Origin of the sequence: Vibrio sp. ECSMB14106 (assembly GCF_000972265.1) — a bacterium.
GTDB classification, from domain to species: domain Bacteria; phylum Pseudomonadota; class Gammaproteobacteria; order Enterobacterales; family Vibrionaceae; genus Vibrio; species Vibrio kanaloae.
Genome location: NZ_LAUM01000004.1, coordinates 215,545 through 235,268, shown reverse-complemented (window position 1 = coordinate 235,268; position 19,724 = coordinate 215,545). Strand labels below are relative to the sequence as shown.

Here is a 19,724-nt window from a genome sequence, read left to right as displayed (position 1 = left end):
TTAGACTACAAGCTATGTGAACGGTTAAGTGGTGACGATGTTTTATGAGCTGATTTAACCGATAGGGCTTTTGTTGATACGATTTCAGAAGCGAACAACGCAAGTGCTAACCAAAGGCCACACATACCAACAATGCCGAGTAAACCAGAGCTGCCTATTGGCAGTTCGTAAGGGAATGGACCCACATCAAAACGTGGAATGGTTTGAACTTCCATCATGGTGACCCAACGTACTACCCATGCTGAAAGGATGGTCGCAAGCGCAATACAGACGATTCCAAGCTTGCTTCGCGATAGGCGCTGCAGTGGCAGAACTAAAATCATGCACAGCAAAATGCTCGTGGTCATGATGCCTAAATTGATGCCCCACGTGTCATTCTCATATAGGTTGAAGTGACCATGGTTAGATGCCCAAATTGATGTGAGAATGATGGCAAGGCCACCTGTTAAGGTAATGGTTTTCTGTATCAGTGATAGATCGGTTGTTTTTAGGTTTGGCTCACTTGATGGCAAAAGAGCCCAAATCAATAGGGCTAAACCTATTGCGGCAAAGAATGCCGTGGAGAACCAAAGTAGTGGAGATGCAGGTTGGTGCCAAAGTGGTCGGCTCGCCAAAATTGCAATCTCGGCACCGGTGTAAAGCGCAATGCTTAAGCCGGATACAGCCGTCACAGCAGCGAGTGCAATCATTAGCTTGGTTGAAACCTGCCATTGGCCTAGCGTAAGCCAAGACAAGCGTTTTAACAGTGGATTTTCACTCTCTTTAAGCTGTGCGATGTCGTCTCGTAGGTAAACCCACGCGGTAGCAACAGCAAGGCCTGAAAATAGAGGCAGAAACAGAGAACCCACCCACATCCACGACCAAGGTGTGATGTGAGCATAAAAATGCCACGCGCGTCCCGGTTGGTGTAAGTCACCTGTTAGCGCGAGTGGTCCAACAATCCCGCCAATCGCCATGACAAGCACAAGCGCTGATCGGAATTGGTGACTGGTTGAGTCTTTGAATATCAGTGCAATCAAAAACAGAATAGCGGCCGCGTAAGCCGAACCAATGTAGAAAAAATATTGAACCGCCCACGGTAGCCAGGCCATTTCTTGAGCGGGAACTAACACCTCAGTGATATTCATGCTGTCTCTCCTTGTTTACCTTGTGTCGCGATTGCCAGTTCTTGTTTGCTAGAGGACAAGTTATCAATGGCGGCTGGATCATAAATCGCAGGCTGACCTTCGATATGGCTAACGAAACGCTCGTTCATGCCGATATAGAAAACATGTGGGTTGGTATTTTGCTCTGGCTTGAGCACCTTGATGTCGTCTTGGTTTTCATTAAGCAGGCGGTTGATCTCGCTGTTTGGGTCTTTGAGGTCACCAATAACGCGCGCACCACCAACACAGGTTTCGACACAAGCGGGCAGTAAGCCATCTTCAAGGCGGTGTGCACAGAAGGTACATTTGTCTGCGGTAAGGGTGTCGTTATTGATGAAGCGAGCGTCGTAAGGACAGGCTTGAACACAGTAAGCACAAGCTACGCAACGTTCGTTGTCGACCATTACAATGCCGTCTTCGCGTTGGAAGGTCGCTTGAACAGGACAAACCTTAATGCACGGAGCATCGTCGCAGTGGTTACACAGACGAGGCAACATGAATGACTTCACCTCTTGTTGAGTAATCGAACCATCATCAAGGGAGACTTCATACTGTTTTACGGTGGTTCTGAACTGGCCAATTGGCGCTTGGTTTTCAACGCTACAGCCAACAGTGCACGCCTGACAGCCAACGCATTTACGTAAATCAACCGCCATGGCGTAGCGTTTACCTACTTCGCCTTTGCGGTCAGGTTGGTTGTTATTGCGAATGGCTGTGCTTGCGACTGCGGTATTAATTCCGGTAATGGGAATGAGCGCAGCACCCGCGGAAACCTTGCCGAATTGGCTGAGAAACCGTCTTTTCAATGAGTCCATATTGGTACCTATAAATGGGTATTCGTTCTGTTGGGCTCATTGTCAGTTTTTGACCCTTCATGGGATATTGTGGATTTCCACATACCCAGATCAAAGTTGATCTAGAACAAATGTGGTTTTGCCAATCTAGCTGTTATGCTTTGTTTTAGAGGCTTATTTAAGGCGATCTAAAGCATAAGTTGAGCGTTCAACATGTTGCTGACATAAAATGAATCGAGAATAAATTGAATAAACAGTCCGTTTGGAGAAATAGATCTTAGTGAGTGTTCGAAAACTAATGACAATCGTTAGCCTTTGTTGGTTAAGCCTAACCTCAGGTGCGTGTTTCGCGGCTCGATCTGAACAAGCGATAGTAGCCCCAAGCCCAAGCCCAAGCCTCGCTGAACCCGACCAGATTATCGAAGTTGGCGTGTTAGCAACTCGAGGTAAGCTTTCGGCGCGGCAACGCTGGCAACCAACAATGGATTGGTTGTCTGAGCGAATCCCAGGTAAGCACTTTGTCCTCAAACCATTTAACTTGGAAGAGATGGCCGAAGCGGTGAAAGACGTCAACGTCGATTTTGTTGTCACCAACCCGGGGCAGGCGGTGCGATTAGGGCGTCAGTATGCGCTCTCTTGGATGGCAACCATGACCAGTCACAATTACGACGATCAAGGTGTGAGCAGCACGCGCAGTATCGGTTCCGCATTGGTGGTGAGAAGAATGTCACCTTATATCTCTTTTGAACAATTGAGCGGAAAGCCAATTGCTGCCGTGTCAGAAAATGCGTTTGGTGGTTACCTGACTATGCGTTATCAAATAATGCAAGAGGGGCTCAATCCCAACCACTTTTTCTCTAATACTCAGTTCTTAGGTTTTCCTATTGATGCCAGCTTATACCAGCTGCGAGAAGAGCACATTGAAGCGGCTGTGGTACCTGTGTGTTTAGTTGAGAGCATGATCAGCGAAGGTTTGCTAGTCGCTGGCCAATATCGAATTATCGGCAATCAAGCGCCTGAAGGATTCCGATGCCAAGTGTCTACGCCGTTGTACCCTAACTGGTCGTTTGCCAAAACAGAAAGAGCCTCTTCAGCACTGGCTAAACAAATGAGTCAGGTGCTGTTTTCAATGGCAAAGAGCAGTGCACCCGCCATTGCGGCAAATGCTTCAGGTTGGACGTCACCGACAAGCCTGCTCTCGATAGACAAGCTCTATCAACAACTCGACATGCATCCACTGCAACAGCCTTGGTGGAAAGAAGCGTTAATCTGGCTTAAGTACAACCAGCAGTGGGCGTGGGCGTTCTTTATTCTTGTCGTATTACTGAATGCTTACCATTTTTGGTTGGAATATAAATTTAGCCGCAGTAAAAAACAGTTAGAAGCCACGTTGCACAAGTTAAAAAGTAAGAGTGAGCAGCTCGAGCATTCGCAACGGATCGCGGTAGTCGGTGAGTTGGGAAGCAGTTTGGCACACGAAATCAATCAGCCTCTGGCAGCGATTCGTAACTATAGCGAAGGTGGTTTACTGCGGGTTTCGAAGAACAAACCATTGACCGATATTGAACCTGTGTTCGAAAAAATTCAGTCTCAAGTGGATCGTGCTGATGCGATCATTCAACGCTTAAGAAACATGATTAAGAAACGCTCATCTGAGAAGTCTCAGACCGACATCGAGCAGCTACTCACAGACACCATTGAGTTGCTGCAATTTCGATTACAGAAGCACAATATCACTATTAAACGCTACGCGGTCGGACAGCCTATTACTTTGTATATTGATCCTGTGGGCATACAACAAGTAATTGTAAACCTGATCAATAATGCGACAGATGCGTGTAACATACAGCAGCAACGCGAACACAGCGCGATGTCTGATATTAATAACAAAAACGGCAAGCTTGCGACAATTAAAGTGATTACCGAGTATCAACCGGATAAAATGATGTTGTCGGTTATTGATAACGGAACGGGGTTAGATCTTGCCGAGCAACAAGTTACCCAAGCCTTTGTAAGCAGTAAAGAAAATGGCTTGGGATTAGGGCTTTCGATCTGCCAAGACGTGATTGAAGATCACAGTGGCAAAATGGCCATTATGTCACTCGCTCCTCATGGCTGTCACGTTGAGGTAACGTTACCTTTTTCTCTTTCAAATGATTCATAAGGAATCTTGTTATGTCTGAACTTCATCAAACGTTGCCGGTCTATGTGGTTGATGACGATGAGTCGATGCGTGACTCATTGGTGTTCTTATTGAAAGAGCATGATTTTACGGTGTCAGCTTATGAAGATGGCCCGAACTTTCTAGATTCTGTCGACTTGAGTGCTCCGGGGTGTGTAATTTTGGATAGCAGAATGCCAGAGATGAGAGGGCAGCAAGTCCATGAGTTGATGGTGAAAGCGCAGAGTCCATTGTCGGTGATTTATCTGACGGGTCATGGTGATGTACCAATGGCGGTGGAAGCCTTGCAATCGGGCGCGGTGAACTTCTTCCAAAAGCCGGTGAAAGGTGGTGAATTGTCCGAGGCAATCAAGCAAGGATTAGAGGCTTCTGAAAAGAATCTTCATATGAATGTGTATCGCCAAGCTTATGCGTCGTTGACCGAGCGTGAAATCGATATTCTTAAGCAGATCATTGACGGCAAGCGTAACCAGAAAATCGCTGACGAGTTGTGTATCGCGATGAGAACGGTAGAAGTACACCGAGCGAGTTTAATGAAGAAATTTTCTGCAAAAACGGTTGCTGAGTTGGCATATATTTATGGGCAGTTAACTTAATCATATAGCCACCACGATACGAAATGACAGTGATAGGTGCCATATCGTGGTCGCTTTTAAGGTGACTTTGCTGGAAGGTTATCTTCATAAGCAAACTAATATTGAAGTAAGATCACACCATTTATGGAGTGCATACTGAGATGTATCAGGAATCTGTTTAACGCTATGTATTCCTGAGATACTAAGTTCATTTTAGGGTGAAACGTTTTAACTACTGCGCTTTTCCCTGTAATTTAGAAACATTCACTATGGTTAGGTACTCCTCTGGATTGGGTCTTGTATCAACCGAGTTAGGTTAAAAAACTTTATGAGTACAATGGGAATCGGAATTGGTGCGACGGCTCTTTCGTTAATACTTGTGGCCGTTTGGCTGATCTCTCTATCGCTAAGAAAACAGCGCTTGGAACAGGAACGTAAAGCGCGTGCAGTCGCTTACCGAAAAGCGATTGAAAAAGCGCGTATACAAGAGCAAAAAGAGCGCCACTTCAAAGCTGAAACCGGGCATGTTCCGTCGATTCTGTATTTGGCGAAAGAGGCCGAACGTAACAATATCAAGGAAGCTCTGTATTGGTACGATAAAGCGGCGCATTTAGATAATGTCAACGGTATGTACGGTATTGTACGCCTTAGTATGAAGCGTAAAGAAGACCTAATTTTAAAAGAAAAAGCCAATTTTTGGCAACTTGCTATATCTGCATTAGACAATGATCTGGCTGCGAAATTTGAGATGGGTAAAGCGCTCGTCTTTGGCCGTGGAACGGATAAAAACATCCCCAAGGGCTACACCTGTATCGAAGAGTCAGCAGCTGGTGGCAATAGCGAAGCAATGCTGTTTATGGGGGACTGGTGTCTAGACAAAGAAAATCCGGACTATTCAGCCGAGAATGCAGTCGAGTGGTATCACAAAGCGGCGGACAAGAATAGTTTAGAAGGTAAGATTAAGCTTGGTTCGTGTTATTTGAATGGTATTGGCGTTGAATCCAATCATGGTGAGGCCATATATTGGTTTGAGACTGCGGCGGAAAAAAACAGTGCCGAAGCGATGTTTAGAGCCGGTGAGGCTTGGATCGATCATGGTGAAAACGGTAACGCTATTGCTTATATTTGGCTCTTCTTATCGGCTCATTTCGGATATTCCGATGCGAAACATTTGAGAGACAAAGTGGGTGGTGAGCTTGGTGTGGATGCAGTGGTGGGCTTACAAGCTCTGACTAAGCCAATAATGACTAAGTTAACTCAAGAAGCGATAACCAAGCACTCAATCATCAAAGCGCTCAATAAGCTCTACAAACGTAATATACCTATCCCAAAGAAAGTGAAAGAAGTGCTTGATGAAGAAGATACCGATTTAAGTGTCGATGGTAGTCATATAAAGACTAAAGAGCTTAGTGAATCAATTTCTAACGTTGATTACAGCCAACAGCAGATGAATACAGGTCAAGTATTAACAGATAAACAAGCTAATCAGAATAGCGACCCTCTGGACTTCAGTCAGCCAGTTGTTGAGTCTAACTGGAACAGAAATCAATAGTCGTGTTCAGTAGCTTTATACGGTGCTTCTGTGAAGCAGTTTTCTTTGGTTATCAGTTAACTGTAGTTCTCACCCTAATCAAGAAAACTAGGCAACAAAAAAGGGAAGCCGATGCTTCCCTTTTTATTTGTGTGTGATTTGCTTTTAGAGCTTAGAGCTTAGAGCTTAGAGCTTAGAGCTTAGAGCTTAGAGCTTAGAGCTTAGAGCTTATTGAGCTTTGTTTTGCTCAGCTTTACATACAGCAGCAGTGAACACTACGTCAGTTGAGCTGTTAAGCGCCGTTTCAGCAGAATCTTGAATCACACCGATAATGAAACCTACTGCAACAACCTGCATCGCTACATCGTTAGAAATACCGAATAGGCCACATGCTAGTGGGATAAGCAGTAGTGAACCGCCAGCAACACCAGAAGCGCCACATGCAGATACCGCAGCCACAAGGCTTAGTAGAATCGCAGTGAAGATATCAATTTCAATACCCATTGTGTGTACCGCTGCAAGCGTTAACACAGTGATGGTAATTGCAGCACCCGCCATGTTGATTGTTGCGCCTAGAGGGATAGATACAGAGTAAGTATCTTCGTCTAGGTTTAGCTTCTTACAAAGGTTCATGTTTACTGGGATGTTTGCAGCACTTGAACGAGTGAAGAATGCTGTTACGCCAGATTCACGAATACATTGCAGTACGAGTGGGTATGGGTTCTGTTTTGTTTTCACAAATACAAGCAGTGGGTTAACCACAAGTGCGATGATCAGCATTGAGCTTAGTAGAACCGCTAGTAGTTGACCGTAGCTTGCCAGTGCATCGAAGCCCGTTGTTGCGAACGTAGTCGAAACAAGACCGAAGATACCGAAGGGTGCAAGACGAATAATGAAGCGAACAATGTGTGAAACACTGTGGCTTAAATCTTCGAAAACCGCTTTAGTTGTTGCAGATGCGTGGTGCAGTGCAAGGCCAAGGCCGATTGCCCAAGCAAGAATACCGATGTAGTTCGCGTTCATTAGCGCACTAACTGGGTTATCTACAAGTTTGAATAGAAGCGTATGAAGAACTTCAGCAATACCTTGAGGAGGGTTGGCACCTTCAGCGCCCGCAACCAGTGTCAAAGTGGTTGGGAACATGAAGCTCAACACTACAGCTGTAAGTGCAGCAGAGAACGTACCAATCAGGTATAGAACAATGATTGGACGCATATGGGTATGCTGACCTTTCTTTTGGTTTGCGATAGAAGCTGCGACAAGAATGAAAACTAAAATGGGGGCAACTGCTTTCAAAGCACCAACAAACAGACTACCGAGTAGACCTGCATCTTGAGCTGCTGAAGGAGAAACCATGGCGAGAACGACACCGAAAACAATACCTGCAAGGATCTGTAGGACAAGGTTCCCACGAGCGATGCGGGCGAGTATGTTGCTATTTTGCATAAAATACCTGCAATTGTTAAATTATTATAGTGATGTATCTTTTTATAAAGTTGTACCAATTCCAACTATACACTAGTGGAATGGGCGCTAATATTAGCGAGATCTAAGAGGGTGTCTAGGAATAGTTTACTTTTAGGGTGATTGTTTGCGCTACGTGGTGTTTTTGGGTTGAAATGTTAAATAAATGTACATATGTTGAGTTATAAGCCTGCATGCTGATGTTTATCAAGCCCAATATTCTGTGAGTATAAGAATGTAAACAGCTTTTGATAAGATCATCGCTTGCAGCAATAGCAATATAGATAGCAAATTGAAATAAATAAGCCCTATGTGATGAACACAAAGGGCTTGTCTTCTCAATTATTTTTGATAGTTTGTAAGCCTTCTTCCAGGCTGCTTACCACTTTCAATCGCTTTGCGTAGTCGCACGCCGGTTCTGATTCATGGTTACAATGAGAAAAACGATAGTACGTGGCTAAACTTTCCACATCGGAAAATGTTTCACGCACGCCTAGTGCGCAACCGACGAATATTCTGCATCCTATGCTGAGCAATTAGTGATGATCGTGGTTCATCTTTTTCATGCCGCTCATTACTTTCTTAACCGGCGCATCGAAGGTCTGCGTTTCACCGTTGGCGAAGGTCAGTGTCATCTCGATTTGCTCACCTTCTTTTAGGCTGCTTGCTAGGTCGAACAACATGATGTGTAGGCTACCTGGTTTAAGTACGGCTTCACCGTTCGCAGGGATGATGATCTCTTGAACTTGGCGCATTTTCATAACATCGCCATCCATGATTACATCATGAAGTTCTACTTTACCTGCTGCCGGTGTTGTTGCAGAAACAATAGCGCGTTCTTTATCGCTGTGGTTCATCAGAGTCGTGAACACCGCGCTGTTCACTGCTGAAGGCGGGGTTGCACGAGCGTACGCATCATGAACCATAATATCGCTACTAGCCTGAGCAAAAGGGGTGAGCAATAAGCCTGCTAGAGCAAGTGCTTTTAACTTCATGTTGTTGTCCTTAATTTTTATGTTTTTGGTCTGGGACCTGACTTTTTGTTCGAACTTTATTAGTTAAGTTCTCTATTTTTTACACGTCGTTCCTAGTCGTTGATGACTTGATACGCTAGCGTGTTAACGTGTTGATGGCCTCAACAATTGGCGCTGGCGTCAACGTGTGCGGTACTTTGGTAATCAAAGTACCGTCGGGCTTTAAAAAATAAAAATATGAGCTGTGGTCTAGGGTGTATTCCAACTCTGACCCTTCAAGTTTGGTCTTTCTGAAAATAACACCGTAGTTATGCGCAAGCGTCGTTGTCACATCTAATGGGCCACTTAATCCTTCCATCATTGGGTGGAAGTATTGTGCGTACTCATAAGAAGCTTCTGCAGCATCGCGCTCTGGGTCAAGAGAGACAAACATCGGGCGAATCTTCGCTTTTGCTCCATCTGACACTTGGTTAAGCGCTCCAGCTAACATCGCCAGAGAAGTAGGGCAGACATCTGGGCAACGTGTGAAACCAAAGTAGACGATACGAATTCTGTCATCGGTTTGGTCAAAGATTTCCGTTGGTTGGTTATCTTTACCGAAAAGAGTCGTTGCGGAAAACTTTTGCTTTGCTGCATGTTGTTCTTGAGATTTATTTTGTCCGTCAAGATAGCTTTTGACACCAAAGCCAAGTACAAAAGCAACAACCAATGCTAACGACCAATTTCTACTCATCTTGTCATCCTTATTGCAGGGTTTACAGTCTCGACACCATCAGTGAGCTCACCGATCCATGTCATCTTATCTAAAGTACATACAGGTAAAATCACATCACCTTCATAAGTATTATTGCCAATGCTCTTTAGTTGAAAACGCGCTGAGCCCATTTCCATTTCTAAGCCGGTGAGTGACAACATTAGTGTCTCAGATGCGGCACCTTCCCAAACAACCTTTATTTTCGTGGGTAGAAGAGGTTGTGCGGTTTCACGGTCAAGCGACATTGAAATCGATTCTTGCTCACACGATGTTGTTGAAAGCATACAGTAGTCATCTAAGTTGACTTCGGCCGTTGAATGTTCAATGACCGACTTGAGTTTTTGAAATACGGGTGGCCCATAAAAGCCTGCCACGAGAGCGATTCCAAGAGCAGCCACTTTTAATGCTGGGTGCATGTCGTGTTCTCATCTAATTTTATAAGAGCGGCGATGTTATCATACCCCTCAATACGTGCTTGTATCAAAAAGCAATTTTGTGCGTATGGTAGAACTAAAAAAGCGAAGCCATTGGCTTCGCTTTTGTCTGCTTAATAGAGAGGTGAGCTTAGTATTTCTAAGTTCTATCCGTTCTGAACATGTTCCAGAAGTACGCTGAATGATTAGTCAACGTTACGCTCTGCAAATTTCTCTAGCCCTAGAACTAAGGCAATAGCTACAAGCATCATCACAATTGCCAACACGAGCTGAGAAGGTTGCGAGGTCACAGCTTCAAAGTCGAACGGTGATAGGTTCTCTTGAACCAGAGGAACTTGCTCACCTTTCGAGTTGATGCGCCAACTGATGGTTTCTTTCCACGGCCATATCTTAGGTAGCGTACCGATCATCAAACCGGTTAAGCATACCAATGTAAAATCGCGGAATGAGCGTAATAGCCAAGAGAGCACGTGTGAGAAAGTCAGTAGACCGATCACACAACCACCTAAAAATAGGGCAAGCACATCGATTTGAAACTCTTTAACGGCACCAAGAATCGGGCCATACATGCCAATCAGTAGCAGAATAAAGCTGCCTGAGATACCCGGTAAAATCATCGCACAGATCGCAATCGCACCCGCAATCAAGATGTTGATGCTGGTTGGTTCCATTTGTAGTGGTTTAAGAACCGTAATGCTATAAGCGAAGGCTACACCAAGTAATAGAAAGACGAATCGAATCATATCGCGCTTTTCTACTTGCTTAAGAATATGGAATACCGACACCAAGATCAGCCCAAAGAAGAAAGACCACAGTGGAACAGGGTGCGTGACCAATAACCAAGAAATCAGCTTTGCGAATGTCGCAATACTCGTGAACACGCCTGCGAACAGTGAAATCAGGAAGAAACCATTGATGTGGTTAAACGCGGCTTTGAAGCCTTCGCGCTTCCATAAGCCAAGTACGCTAGGGTTAATTCTACGAATGCTTTCTAGCAGCGTATCGTAAATACCAGTGATGAATGCGATGGTTCCGCCTGAAACGCCAGGGACAACGTCGGCTGCGCCCATTGCCATGCCTTTAAAAAAAGTACTTAAATAGTTCATTGATTCATAGAGTTGAGAGTGATTTTGTGCAGTATACAAACTTTAAGGTAAAAAAAGTATGAATATGCCTTTGGCGAGGTGTTTTAACTATCTTCTTAATTGCAACGCAATAAGTTGAAGTGAACATCTGCATAATATTTAAAATACAAGCACTTAGTGATCTATCATTAGTGCTCTATGATGAAACTGATCTCTTATCAATATTGCATTTTTATCGCATTATGCAAATGCACTTTGCAACTAGTATGTTGAATTAGAGGCTTTTATGAGATTTAGAGCTTATAAAACGCTGAATTAAAGTTGGCACGCTAACTGCATTAATAAATTTGACCCTTCTTAAGCCGAGGGTCACCTAGCCAACTGACGTTGTTAGTGAACTTTTGATTTGTTCACAAATATATAGAGCCAATCGCGATTATTGCGGTTGGCTATTTTTTTGTCTGTCGTTTGGCTATCTCTAGTTTTTTATCGGTTATCCCTCATTCTCCAAGCGAAAAAAAAGCCAGCCACCTGGGTGACCAGCTTATGCTTTTTTCGAATTTCGAATCCGTTTTAATATCCCATCAACTGCAACAAATTTTCTGCTGTGCTAATGGCTTCTTTACGGTTGGCAATGTTTAGTTTTTGGTAAAGGTTACGGATGTGAGTTTTGATAGTCGTGCCTGCAACGTCAAGTTCTTGAGCGATCTGTTCATTACTGAACCCCGAGTAGATAAGACCAAGTACCTGCCATTCACGTTGTGTAAGTGGGCTGGTGCGTACCAGTTCTGGAATATTCGGGTGATTAACCAGATTCTCCACAAAGTCTTCGTCAAAGTGAACCGAACGGCTGCGTTGAGTCGTCGAGATATCTTTCATGATCTGTTGGGCTCGGTGACGTTCTAAATCACCCAAGCCAGGTTTGTTACTCAGCTTGTCCAAGATATGCCCGATAGTGCCACCATCGACTAAGAAGTTACCGACCATACCGGTTTGGTTGGTCATGTGTAGGGCTTCTTCTAGTAGCACACGAGCACTGTCTTCATCGTTGATCTGTGTGCGTAACACGGCTTCGACGATCAAATTTCTGTTGGTGTCCGTAATCAGGTGTGAACGTTGGGCTTCGCTTTTCAAGAAGGTTAGCGCTTGTTCCGCTTCTTCATACTGCTCAAGGATGATATGAGCACGCACGATGTTTCGCCATTGAAGTTGACAAAAGTGGTTGCTTGCTGATTCAGGGCGAACAGCAACGCTCAACCAGTCACGGATGGCGTCTTTATTGCCTTTTACTTGCCAGAACAAGATCAGAGACAGTGAAGCGTTCGCTGTCCAATCTACGTGGTAAGTTGATTGGCGCAACAAGTGCTGAATCTGGTCAATAAACTTAGACGCTTTATCAATTTCTCCCCGACTCAATGAGATTCGAGCCAGCATTGAGTAGCTATGTAAGTGCTTACTTGGTGCATGATGGCCAAGAATATCTAAGCCCTTATAACAACATTCTTCTGCTTCATCTAATCGATTCCAACACCAAAAAATCTGAGCTCTAACTCGCAGTAAAAATTCATGCAGTGGCACGTATTGCAGTTGGTGTTCTTCAATCAATTTAAATGCACTGTCTTGCAGCTCAAATGCAGCCTGAACATAACCTTGAGCAATTAATATTTCACTCTGTTGCAGAATTGCCCACAGCGCCTGATGGTAAACTTGATACTGACGTGCGAGTTTTTCTGTTTGCTGCATCATCGGTAGCGCTCGGCTAAGGTTGCCCATAACATGGTTCACTTCACCAACAACAGAGGTCGCTACTATACGGCTACGGTATACCGTTGTATTTAGTTGACTTAATGAAAGTTCGGCTAATTCTAGCGCTTTTTCAGGTTCATTACTGTTGATGGCTACTTGTGCACGCAGGGAGTTGTACTGCCCTTGTTGTTGAGTATCAAGCTCAATATTTCGAGCTTGATATTGCGCTTCGGCTTCTTCCAGCAAGGTTCCTACTTGATCATATCGATGCTGACTTTGTGCCAGCCATGCGCGCAACATTGACAGTTTAGGTTCACTGTAAAGTTGATCAGGTGTCAGTTGCTTGATCGCCATCTCTAATGAAGAGAGCTCACCTTGGTTGAACATCTGCCATCCGTGATCACTCAAGATCTGAACAATCAATTGTGGATCGTCAGCACGCTGTGCATGTCGAAGAGCTTGATGAGGCGTTTTCTGTTTGATCCAAGCTTTAGCCGCACTTCGATGCAATTCAGCTTCTTGTTGCGGAATTCGAGCTTGGCGTTCGTGCGCGAGAAATTCACCAAATAGGTTATGGAAGCGGTACCAGTTTTTCTCACCTTCAAGAGGATAGATGAACAGGCCAAATCGATTGAGTGACTCGATCATACCGAGCGCGTCTTCACGTTGAGTGAGTGCACATACTAGCTCGTCGTTGAAGTGATCAAGCACAGAGCACTGCATTAAGAATTGTCGAGTTTCTTTGTCTAACAGGTCGAACACTTCTTCCACCAAATAGTCCCAAAGATGAGCATGGTTAAAGTGCGAGAACGACTCCGCTGATTGCGCTAGAGTACGTTTTTGATGTTGGGCTTGCAGCGCAATAAGTTGCAAGGCAGAAGGCCAGCCCTCTACATAAGTACAAATGCTGTCTGCTGTGATGTCATCAATGCCATCGGCTACGCGTTGGTTGAAAAAGCGCGTGGTCTCTTCAGTATCAAAAGCCAATGAATCGTTACCTAGCTCTATCATTAAGTCACGTACGCGAAGGTTAGCGGTACCGAGTGGTGGTGTTCCTCGGCTGGTTACAACGAGTGTCAGGTTGTCGGGCATATGTTTGAGGAAAAAGCGCATTGCTTCATGAATGTCATCATTGTTGACCAAGTGGTAGTCGTCCAACACAAGGAAACATTCATGATGGAACTCAGACATTTCTGCGAAAACTTCACTTAATAATGAATGCAGGGATGAAAACTGTCTTTTCTCTGCCAGCTTTTGAGCATTAGGACAGATATTTTGAGTCGCTTTATTGAGTGATTGCAGTAGATAGTTAATAAAGCGAAATGGATCGTTGTCACTATCATCAATGCTGTACCAACCCACATTAGGCTTATCTACTAGCCATTGCGCGGCCATTGTGGTTTTGCCATACCCTGCTGGGGAGCGAAATAGCACCAGCTTGTAACAATCTGCGTTCTGAAGCAGATCGAGAACCCTAGGTCGTAGAATCGCATTGTGTAAGCGGCCGGGACGGGTCAGTTTTGAAGGGATCCACATATCGAAGTTTTTCACCTATTTCGTGGCTTATGTTCTGGATTATCCCAATCTATTGTTGAGTGCTTGTCCAATGACATTAGCCTAATTACTTAAGTCTTCGTTTATGGTACGTGAAGCGAAACGATACCGACTATGATCCTCCACAGAAACCTTGCACTCCTGCATGTTTTTGATGTTCTACGCCCTTTATTTGTGATTTAAGTCACCTTAGGTGCGGTTTGTGAATGTGACTTCTCCTTCTCTTACACCGGTTTCTGTGTGATGAGAGGCTAAAAAAATTTTCGTGATCTGAATATCAGATTTAACAATGACTTTAAGAGACGTAAATAAAAGTTACATCAATTGAAGTTAAGTTATCCAACGGGAGCTTGTGATCTTGGTCACTCCAAGATTTTGTTCTAACTCAGAACATGAGAGTCAGATCACTAACCAAATCTCGGTACGCCCCCTACGCCCTCTAATCTACTCCTAGTTAGTTGTAAGGACGGGAGGATGTTTAGTTTATGGTGACCATGCACGATATGTCATAGATGAATTAGAACTATTAAAAGCGAGATTTCTGAAATGAAACCAACTCAGCAAAAAACTTTCGATAAAGTGTCGTTCCAAGAGAGCGTTAAGAAGCATTTGTCTGCGACCTACGCAACTACAATTGAAAACGCAGATAGCCGTGCATGGTACCTAGCAATGGGCCGCGCGTTAGCAGAATTAACAACCTTTGACCTGCTAGCAACTGAAAATGACGAAAAAATTAAGAACGCAAAGAGCGTTAACTACCTTTCATTAGAGTTTTTGATTGGTCGTCTGACAGGCAACAATTTAATCAGCATGGGTTTATATGAACAGATTACTCATGCGATGGAAGAGCTAGGTCAAAACTTAACTGACCTTCTAGAAGAAGAACGCGACCCATCACTAGGTAATGGTGGTCTTGGTCGACTAGCTGCTTGTTTCATGGATTCTTGTGCCGCTCAAGAATACCCAACAGTAGGCTACGGTCTTCACTATGAATACGGTCTATTCAAACAGTCTTTCCAAAATGGTCGCCAACAAGAAACACCAGACGCGTGGCGTGGTGTTGAAGGTTACCCTTGGGAAGTGGCTCGTCCAGAACTAGCCCAACACATTGGTTTTTACGGTCATGTAGAAGTTGAATACATCGACGGCAAAGAAGTACGTACTTGGGTTCCAGGTATGGAAGTAAAAGCAATGCCTTGGGATCTACCAATCGTAGGTTACGAGTCAAACACGGTTTACCCGCTGCGTCTTTGGGAATGTCAGGCAATCGCACCATTCTCACTAGCAAGCTTTAACAACGGTGATTACTTCGAAGCGCAACACTCGCTAATCGATGCAGGTAACATCACTAAGGTTCTTTACCCTAACGACAACCACGAGAAAGGTAAGACTCTGCGTCTAATGCAGCAGTACTTCCACTCAGCAGCATCGGTTCGCGACATTTTACGCCGTCACGAAGCAGCAGGTTTCTCTCTAGAAGATCTTCCTAAGCAAGAAACGATTCAGCTTAACGATACGCACCCAACGATTGCTATCCCTGAATTGATGCGCATCCTGATTGATGAGAAAGGTTTAACTTGGGATCAAGCATGGGAAATCAGTGCTCATACGTTCGCTTACACGAACCACACACTACTTCCAGAAGCGTTAGAGACTTGGTCTGAATCTTTGATCAATCGTCTTCTCCCTCGTCACATGGAAATCATCTTTGAAATCAACCATCGCTTCATGCAAGAAGTTCGCAAGATGTGGCCTGGTGACGGTGAGAAGCAAGCGAAGCTTTCTATCATCCAAGAAGGTTTCCACCGCATGGTTCGCATGGCAAATCTATGTGTAATTGGTTCTTACAAAGTAAACGGTGTAGCAGCACTTCATTCACAATTGGTTAAGAAAGACTTGTTCCCAGAGTTCAACGAAATCTTCCCAGGCAAACTGACTAACGTAACGAACGGCATCACGCCACGTCGTTGGCTGAAGTTCTGTAACCCAGGCTTATCTAAGCTAATTACTGGCAAGATCGGTACTGAATGGCCAGCAAAACTTGAGCAGCTAGAAGGCATCGCTAAGTTTGCAACAGACGCGAAATTCCAGAAAGAATTCATGGCGATTAAGAAAGAAAACAAACAGCGTCTTGCTGATTGGGTTCAAGAGAACATGGGTATCGAGCTAGATACTAACGCTATCTTTGACGTTCAAATTAAACGTCTGCACGAATACAAGCGCCAGCACCTAGATTTACTACACATTCTATCTCTGTACCACCGTATTCTTAACGAACCTGGTTTCGAGTGTGAGCCACGCGTATGTTTCTTTGCCGCGAAAGCAGCACCGGGTTACCACCTAGCGAAAGAGATCATCTTCGCGGTTAACAAGATTGCAGAGAAGATCAACAACGACCCTCGCATTGGCAACAAGCTGAAAGTGGTATTCATCCCTGATTACCGTGTAAGCATGGCTGAAATCATCATCCCTGCAGCAGACGTTTCTCAGCAAATCTCACTGGCTGGTAAAGAAGCATCGGGTACGGGCAACATGAAGATGGCTCTAAACGGCGCGCTAACTATCGGTACGATGGATGGTGCAAACGTTGAGATTCGTGAAGAAGTGGGTGATGAAAACATCTACATCTTCGGCCTAGACGTTGACGGTGTTGTGGCATTGAAAGCTCAGGGTTACAACCCATACGACTACTACAATGCAGATCCACTACTGAAAGCATCTCTAGACTTATTGACTGGCGATGAGTTCACTCCGGGCCAGCCAGGCCTTCTATGTGCAACGTTTGATAGCCTGCTAGACGGTGGTGACCCTTACCTATGTCTTGCTGACTTCGCATCTTATGTGAAAGCGCACGAAGACATGAGCACGCAATATAAAGACCAAGCAGGTTGGGCTAAGAAAGCGATTCTTAACACAGCATTGGTTGGTAAGTTCACATCAGACCGCTCTATCCGCGACTACGTGAACAACATCTGGAAACTTGAAGCGGTTAACCGTTAATACTTCTAAAGTAGCCAAGGCAGTTTCTGCCGTGGCTTAATTAGCTTGTGGGCAAATAGGTGGTTGAGGCATTTTTTGGTTTATAAACTGGTCGCTTACAAACTGATTGTCACAAGCTAATTGATCAGTAACAAATTAAATAAACAACCCTACAAAAATTGAAAGCGTTAAGGCGTTTTCGGAGAGAGCGATGAAAGAACAAAACGTATTAAAACAAATCGCAGAAATGGCAAATATTGCCGATAGTTACGTTAGTGCGTGGGGCGATGAAGCACAAGTATCAGACGATACTATTACGTCTCTATTGGCTTCATTGGGCTACGATACAAGCAGCGATGATGCACTATTAAAGTCAGCAGAAAGAAAACACAAAAAAGATGTACTAGACCCAGTTCTTGTATTGCGTGACGGTGAGCCAGTAGAAGTGGCGCTGAATTTAGGTGTTAGTGCTCGCGAGAGCGAGTTCAACTGGCGTCTAGAAACCGAGCAAGGAGAGGTACTCGAAGGCTATCTTCAATCTCAAGTCGTTCGTGATGAGCGTGCAGAAGGTGGCCCTTTAGTGTTTGAATTGCCAAGTGATTTGGCATGGGGGTACCACAAGTTAATTGTAAGCCGTAAGCGCCGTAAGAAGCCTTATGAGATGACACTGATTATTACGCCAAAAGCGTGTTTCAAGCAGTCACCAATCGAGCAAGGCAAAAAGCTGTGGGGCCCAAGCGTTCAACTTTACACACTCAGAACTCAGCACAACTGGGGTATTGGTGATTTCGGTGACCTAAAACAGCTTGTTGCGGATATCGCTTCTCGCGGTGGTGATTTCGTTGGTCTAAACCCAATTCACTCATTGTTCCCTGCAAACCCTGAAGGTGCGAGCCCATATAGCCCGTCTTCTCGTCGCTGGTTGAACATCCTATACATTGATGTGAGTTCAGTACCTGAATTCGCACTAAGTGCAGAAGCACAACAGACTGTAGGCAGCGCAGAGTTCCAACAATGCCTACAAAAAGTGCGTGAAGCGCATTGGGTGAATTACACCGAGGTGTCTGAACTGAAGATGAGCATCTTGCCTCTGTTATTCGCAGAATTTAAGACTCGTCATCTAGACAAGAACAGTGACCGTGCTCAAGCCTTCCTAGCTTTTGTGGAAGAGGGCGGCGATAGCTTAATGCATCAGGCGGCGTTTGATGCTCTGCATGGGGAATTGCATGCTGAAGACTCTGGCATGTGGGGATGGCCGGTATTTCCTGAGAAGTACCGTACATTCGACAGCCCAGCGACACAGAAGTACATCAAAGATAACTTAGATCAGGTACATCTTTACATGTACCTGCAATGGTTAGCAGATTGTCAAATCAACGATGTTCAATCGCTTGCTGAAGAGAAAGGCATGGCCGTTGGCTTATACCGAGATCTTGCGGTAGGCGTTGCGGATTCAGGCAGCGAGACTTGGGCTGATCAAGGCAATCTAGTGATGGATGCAAGCATTGGTGCTCCACCAGATATTCTTGGTCCTTTAGGCCAAAACTGGGGATTACCACCACTGAACCCTGAAGTGCTTCAAGAGACAAGCTACGATGCATACATTAAGTTGCTTCGTGCAAACATGAAACACTGTGGTGCGCTGCGTATTGACCACGTGTTAGGTTTATTGCGTTTGTGGTGGATTCCAAAAGGTGAAAACGCAACGAAAGGTGCGTACATCTACTACCCAGTGCAAGATATGCTGTCGATTCTGGCGCTTGAATCCCACCGTTATCAATGTAGCGTTATCGGTGAAGATTTAGGTACAGTGCCGGATGAGATCGTCGACATCCTAGCAGATGCTGGTGTGCACTCTTACAAAGTATTTTTCTTCGAAACATCAGAAGAAGATGGTGGTTTCATTTCACCAAAACATTACGCATCACAATCAATGGCGGCACTGTGTACGCACGATATGCCAACACTACGTGGCTTCTGGCACTGTGATGACTTGAAGATGGGTCAAGATATTGGTCTATACCCAGATGCAGCACAGCTAGAAACTCTGTTCGATGACCGTCTAGAGTGCAAACAAGGGATCTTAGATTCGGTGGCATGGCATGGTTTTTTACCTGAAGGTGTTGGCCGTGATGCAAGCCTAGTACCTATGGACTCGTACCTTGCTGAAGCACTTCAACTGCACGTTGCTGCTGGTGGTTCAACATTGCTAAGTGTTCAACTAGAAGACTGGTTAGAGATGGACAAGCCAGTCAACATTCCTGGCACTGTAGATGAGTACCCTAACTGGCGTCGTAAATTATCAATGAACTTGGACGAAATCTTTGCTCACGAAGGGGTAAATCGTATTGCTTCTAAGCTGACAGATGTTCGAGAGAAAGCAGCGAAGTAATGATATTGAGTGACTTGAATATACGTGGTTTTTTGCTTACGCCGTACGAAACTATAACCTCGGTCACTCAATGATCAATGCTCATCTGGTAGAATAAATAGTCGTTATATTTCCC

General features: G+C 44.7%; 13 protein-coding genes. 5 read left to right on the top strand and 8 right to left on the bottom strand.

All coding sequences use genetic code 11. The annotated features are described in order from the left end of the window. Positions 1-5: 5 nt before the first annotated feature. Complete coding sequence (gene nrfD / locus WR49_RS04450; protein WP_046223210.1) at positions 6-1,127, bottom strand: NrfD/PsrC family molybdoenzyme membrane anchor subunit; 1,122 nt, start codon at positions 1,125-1,127, stop codon at positions 6-8. Beyond that, positions 1,124-1,960 (bottom strand): sulfate reduction electron transfer complex DsrMKJOP subunit DsrO, encoded by an 837-nt coding sequence (dsrO, locus tag WR49_RS04445; protein WP_046223209.1) that lies wholly within the window; start codon positions 1,958-1,960, stop codon positions 1,124-1,126. The genes nrfD and dsrO overlap by 4 nt, the downstream gene beginning before the upstream one ends. Before the next feature lie 259 nt (positions 1,961-2,219). Between dsrO and WR49_RS04440 the strand changes: the two genes are divergently transcribed. The 3 genes from WR49_RS04440 to WR49_RS04430 all read left to right on the top strand — a co-directional run bounded on the left by WR49_RS04440 (position 2,220) and on the right by WR49_RS04430 (position 6,248). Continuing rightward, the gene (locus tag WR49_RS04440; protein WP_046223208.1) at positions 2,220-4,103 is read left to right on the top strand and encodes a sensor histidine kinase; all 1,884 of its coding nucleotides are present in this window, start codon (positions 2,220-2,222) and stop codon (positions 4,101-4,103) included. Positions 4,104-4,114: 11 nt separating this feature from the next. After that, entirely contained in the window at positions 4,115-4,717 is a 603-nt protein-coding gene (locus tag WR49_RS04435; RefSeq protein ID WP_046223207.1) for a response regulator transcription factor, read from the top strand. A 316-nt stretch (positions 4,718-5,033) separates the two neighbouring features. After that, a complete protein-coding gene (locus WR49_RS04430) occupies positions 5,034-6,248 on the top strand; it encodes a tetratricopeptide repeat protein (RefSeq protein WP_046223206.1) in 1,215 nt (404 codons plus the stop codon). A 207-nt stretch (positions 6,249-6,455) separates the two neighbouring features. Here WR49_RS04430 and sstT read toward each other — a convergent pair whose 3' ends face one another. The 6 genes from sstT to malT all read right to left on the bottom strand — a co-directional run bounded on the left by sstT (position 6,456) and on the right by malT (position 14,220). Beyond that, the gene (gene sstT, locus WR49_RS04425; RefSeq protein WP_017057866.1) at positions 6,456-7,673 is read right to left on the bottom strand and encodes a serine/threonine transporter SstT; all 1,218 of its coding nucleotides are present in this window, start codon (positions 7,671-7,673) and stop codon (positions 6,456-6,458) included. A 554-nt stretch (positions 7,674-8,227) separates the two neighbouring features. Further along, positions 8,228-8,686: a copper chaperone PCu(A)C gene (locus WR49_RS04420; protein WP_046223205.1), complete on the bottom strand. Its 459-nt coding sequence runs from the start codon at positions 8,684-8,686 to the stop codon at positions 8,228-8,230. A 115-nt stretch (positions 8,687-8,801) separates the two neighbouring features. Next, positions 8,802-9,398, bottom strand: a complete 597-nt coding sequence (locus WR49_RS04415) for an SCO family protein (RefSeq protein WP_046223204.1) — start codon at positions 9,396-9,398, stop codon at positions 8,802-8,804. Next, positions 9,395-9,835 (bottom strand): hypothetical protein, encoded by a 441-nt coding sequence (locus tag WR49_RS04410; protein WP_017057869.1) that lies wholly within the window; start codon positions 9,833-9,835, stop codon positions 9,395-9,397. The genes WR49_RS04415 and WR49_RS04410 overlap by 4 nt, the downstream gene beginning before the upstream one ends. A 203-nt stretch (positions 9,836-10,038) precedes the next feature. Further along, entirely contained in the window at positions 10,039-10,959 is a 921-nt protein-coding gene (locus WR49_RS04405; protein WP_046223203.1) for a DUF368 domain-containing protein, read from the bottom strand. A 552-nt stretch (positions 10,960-11,511) separates the two neighbouring features. After that, positions 11,512-14,220 (bottom strand): HTH-type transcriptional regulator MalT, encoded by a 2,709-nt coding sequence (malT, locus tag WR49_RS04400; protein ID WP_046223202.1) that lies wholly within the window; start codon positions 14,218-14,220, stop codon positions 11,512-11,514. A gap of 564 nt (positions 14,221-14,784) precedes the next feature. Here malT and WR49_RS04395 point away from each other — a divergent pair. Together WR49_RS04395 and malQ are read left to right on the top strand one after the other, a co-directional pair. After that, positions 14,785-17,238, top strand: coding sequence for a glycogen/starch/alpha-glucan phosphorylase (locus WR49_RS04395; protein ID WP_046223201.1), 2,454 nt, complete (start codon positions 14,785-14,787; stop codon positions 17,236-17,238). Positions 17,239-17,428: 190 nt separating this feature from the next. Next, positions 17,429-19,609, top strand: coding sequence for a 4-alpha-glucanotransferase (malQ, locus tag WR49_RS04390; protein WP_046223200.1), 2,181 nt, complete (start codon positions 17,429-17,431; stop codon positions 19,607-19,609). Positions 19,610-19,724: the final 115 nt, after the last annotated feature.

Bases quoted from the DNA above. Each gene is read 5' to 3' on its own strand.
- sstT (WP_017057866.1), bottom strand. From the start codon at position 7,673: ATGCAAAATAGCAACATACTCGCCCGCATCGCTCGTGGGAACCTTGTC.
- WR49_RS04415 (WP_046223204.1), bottom strand. From the start codon at position 9,398: ATGAGTAGAAATTGGTCGTTAGCATTGGTTGTTGCTTTTGTACTTGGC.
- malT (WP_046223202.1), bottom strand. From the start codon at position 14,220: ATGTGGATCCCTTCAAAACTGACCCGTCCCGGCCGCTTACACAATGCG.
- nrfD (WP_046223210.1), bottom strand. From the start codon at position 1,127: ATGAATATCACTGAGGTGTTAGTTCCCGCTCAAGAAATGGCCTGGCTA.
- malQ (WP_046223200.1), top strand. From the start codon at position 17,429: ATGAAAGAACAAAACGTATTAAAACAAATCGCAGAAATGGCAAATATT.
- WR49_RS04410 (WP_017057869.1), bottom strand. From the start codon at position 9,835: ATGCACCCAGCATTAAAAGTGGCTGCTCTTGGAATCGCTCTCGTGGCA.
- WR49_RS04420 (WP_046223205.1), bottom strand. From the start codon at position 8,686: ATGAAGTTAAAAGCACTTGCTCTAGCAGGCTTATTGCTCACCCCTTTT.
- WR49_RS04430 (WP_046223206.1), top strand. From the start codon at position 5,034: ATGGGAATCGGAATTGGTGCGACGGCTCTTTCGTTAATACTTGTGGCC.
- dsrO (WP_046223209.1), bottom strand. From the start codon at position 1,960: ATGGACTCATTGAAAAGACGGTTTCTCAGCCAATTCGGCAAGGTTTCC.
- WR49_RS04435 (WP_046223207.1), top strand. From the start codon at position 4,115: ATGTCTGAACTTCATCAAACGTTGCCGGTCTATGTGGTTGATGACGAT.
- WR49_RS04395 (WP_046223201.1), top strand. From the start codon at position 14,785: ATGAAACCAACTCAGCAAAAAACTTTCGATAAAGTGTCGTTCCAAGAG.
- WR49_RS04405 (WP_046223203.1), bottom strand. From the start codon at position 10,959: ATGAACTATTTAAGTACTTTTTTTAAAGGCATGGCAATGGGCGCAGCC.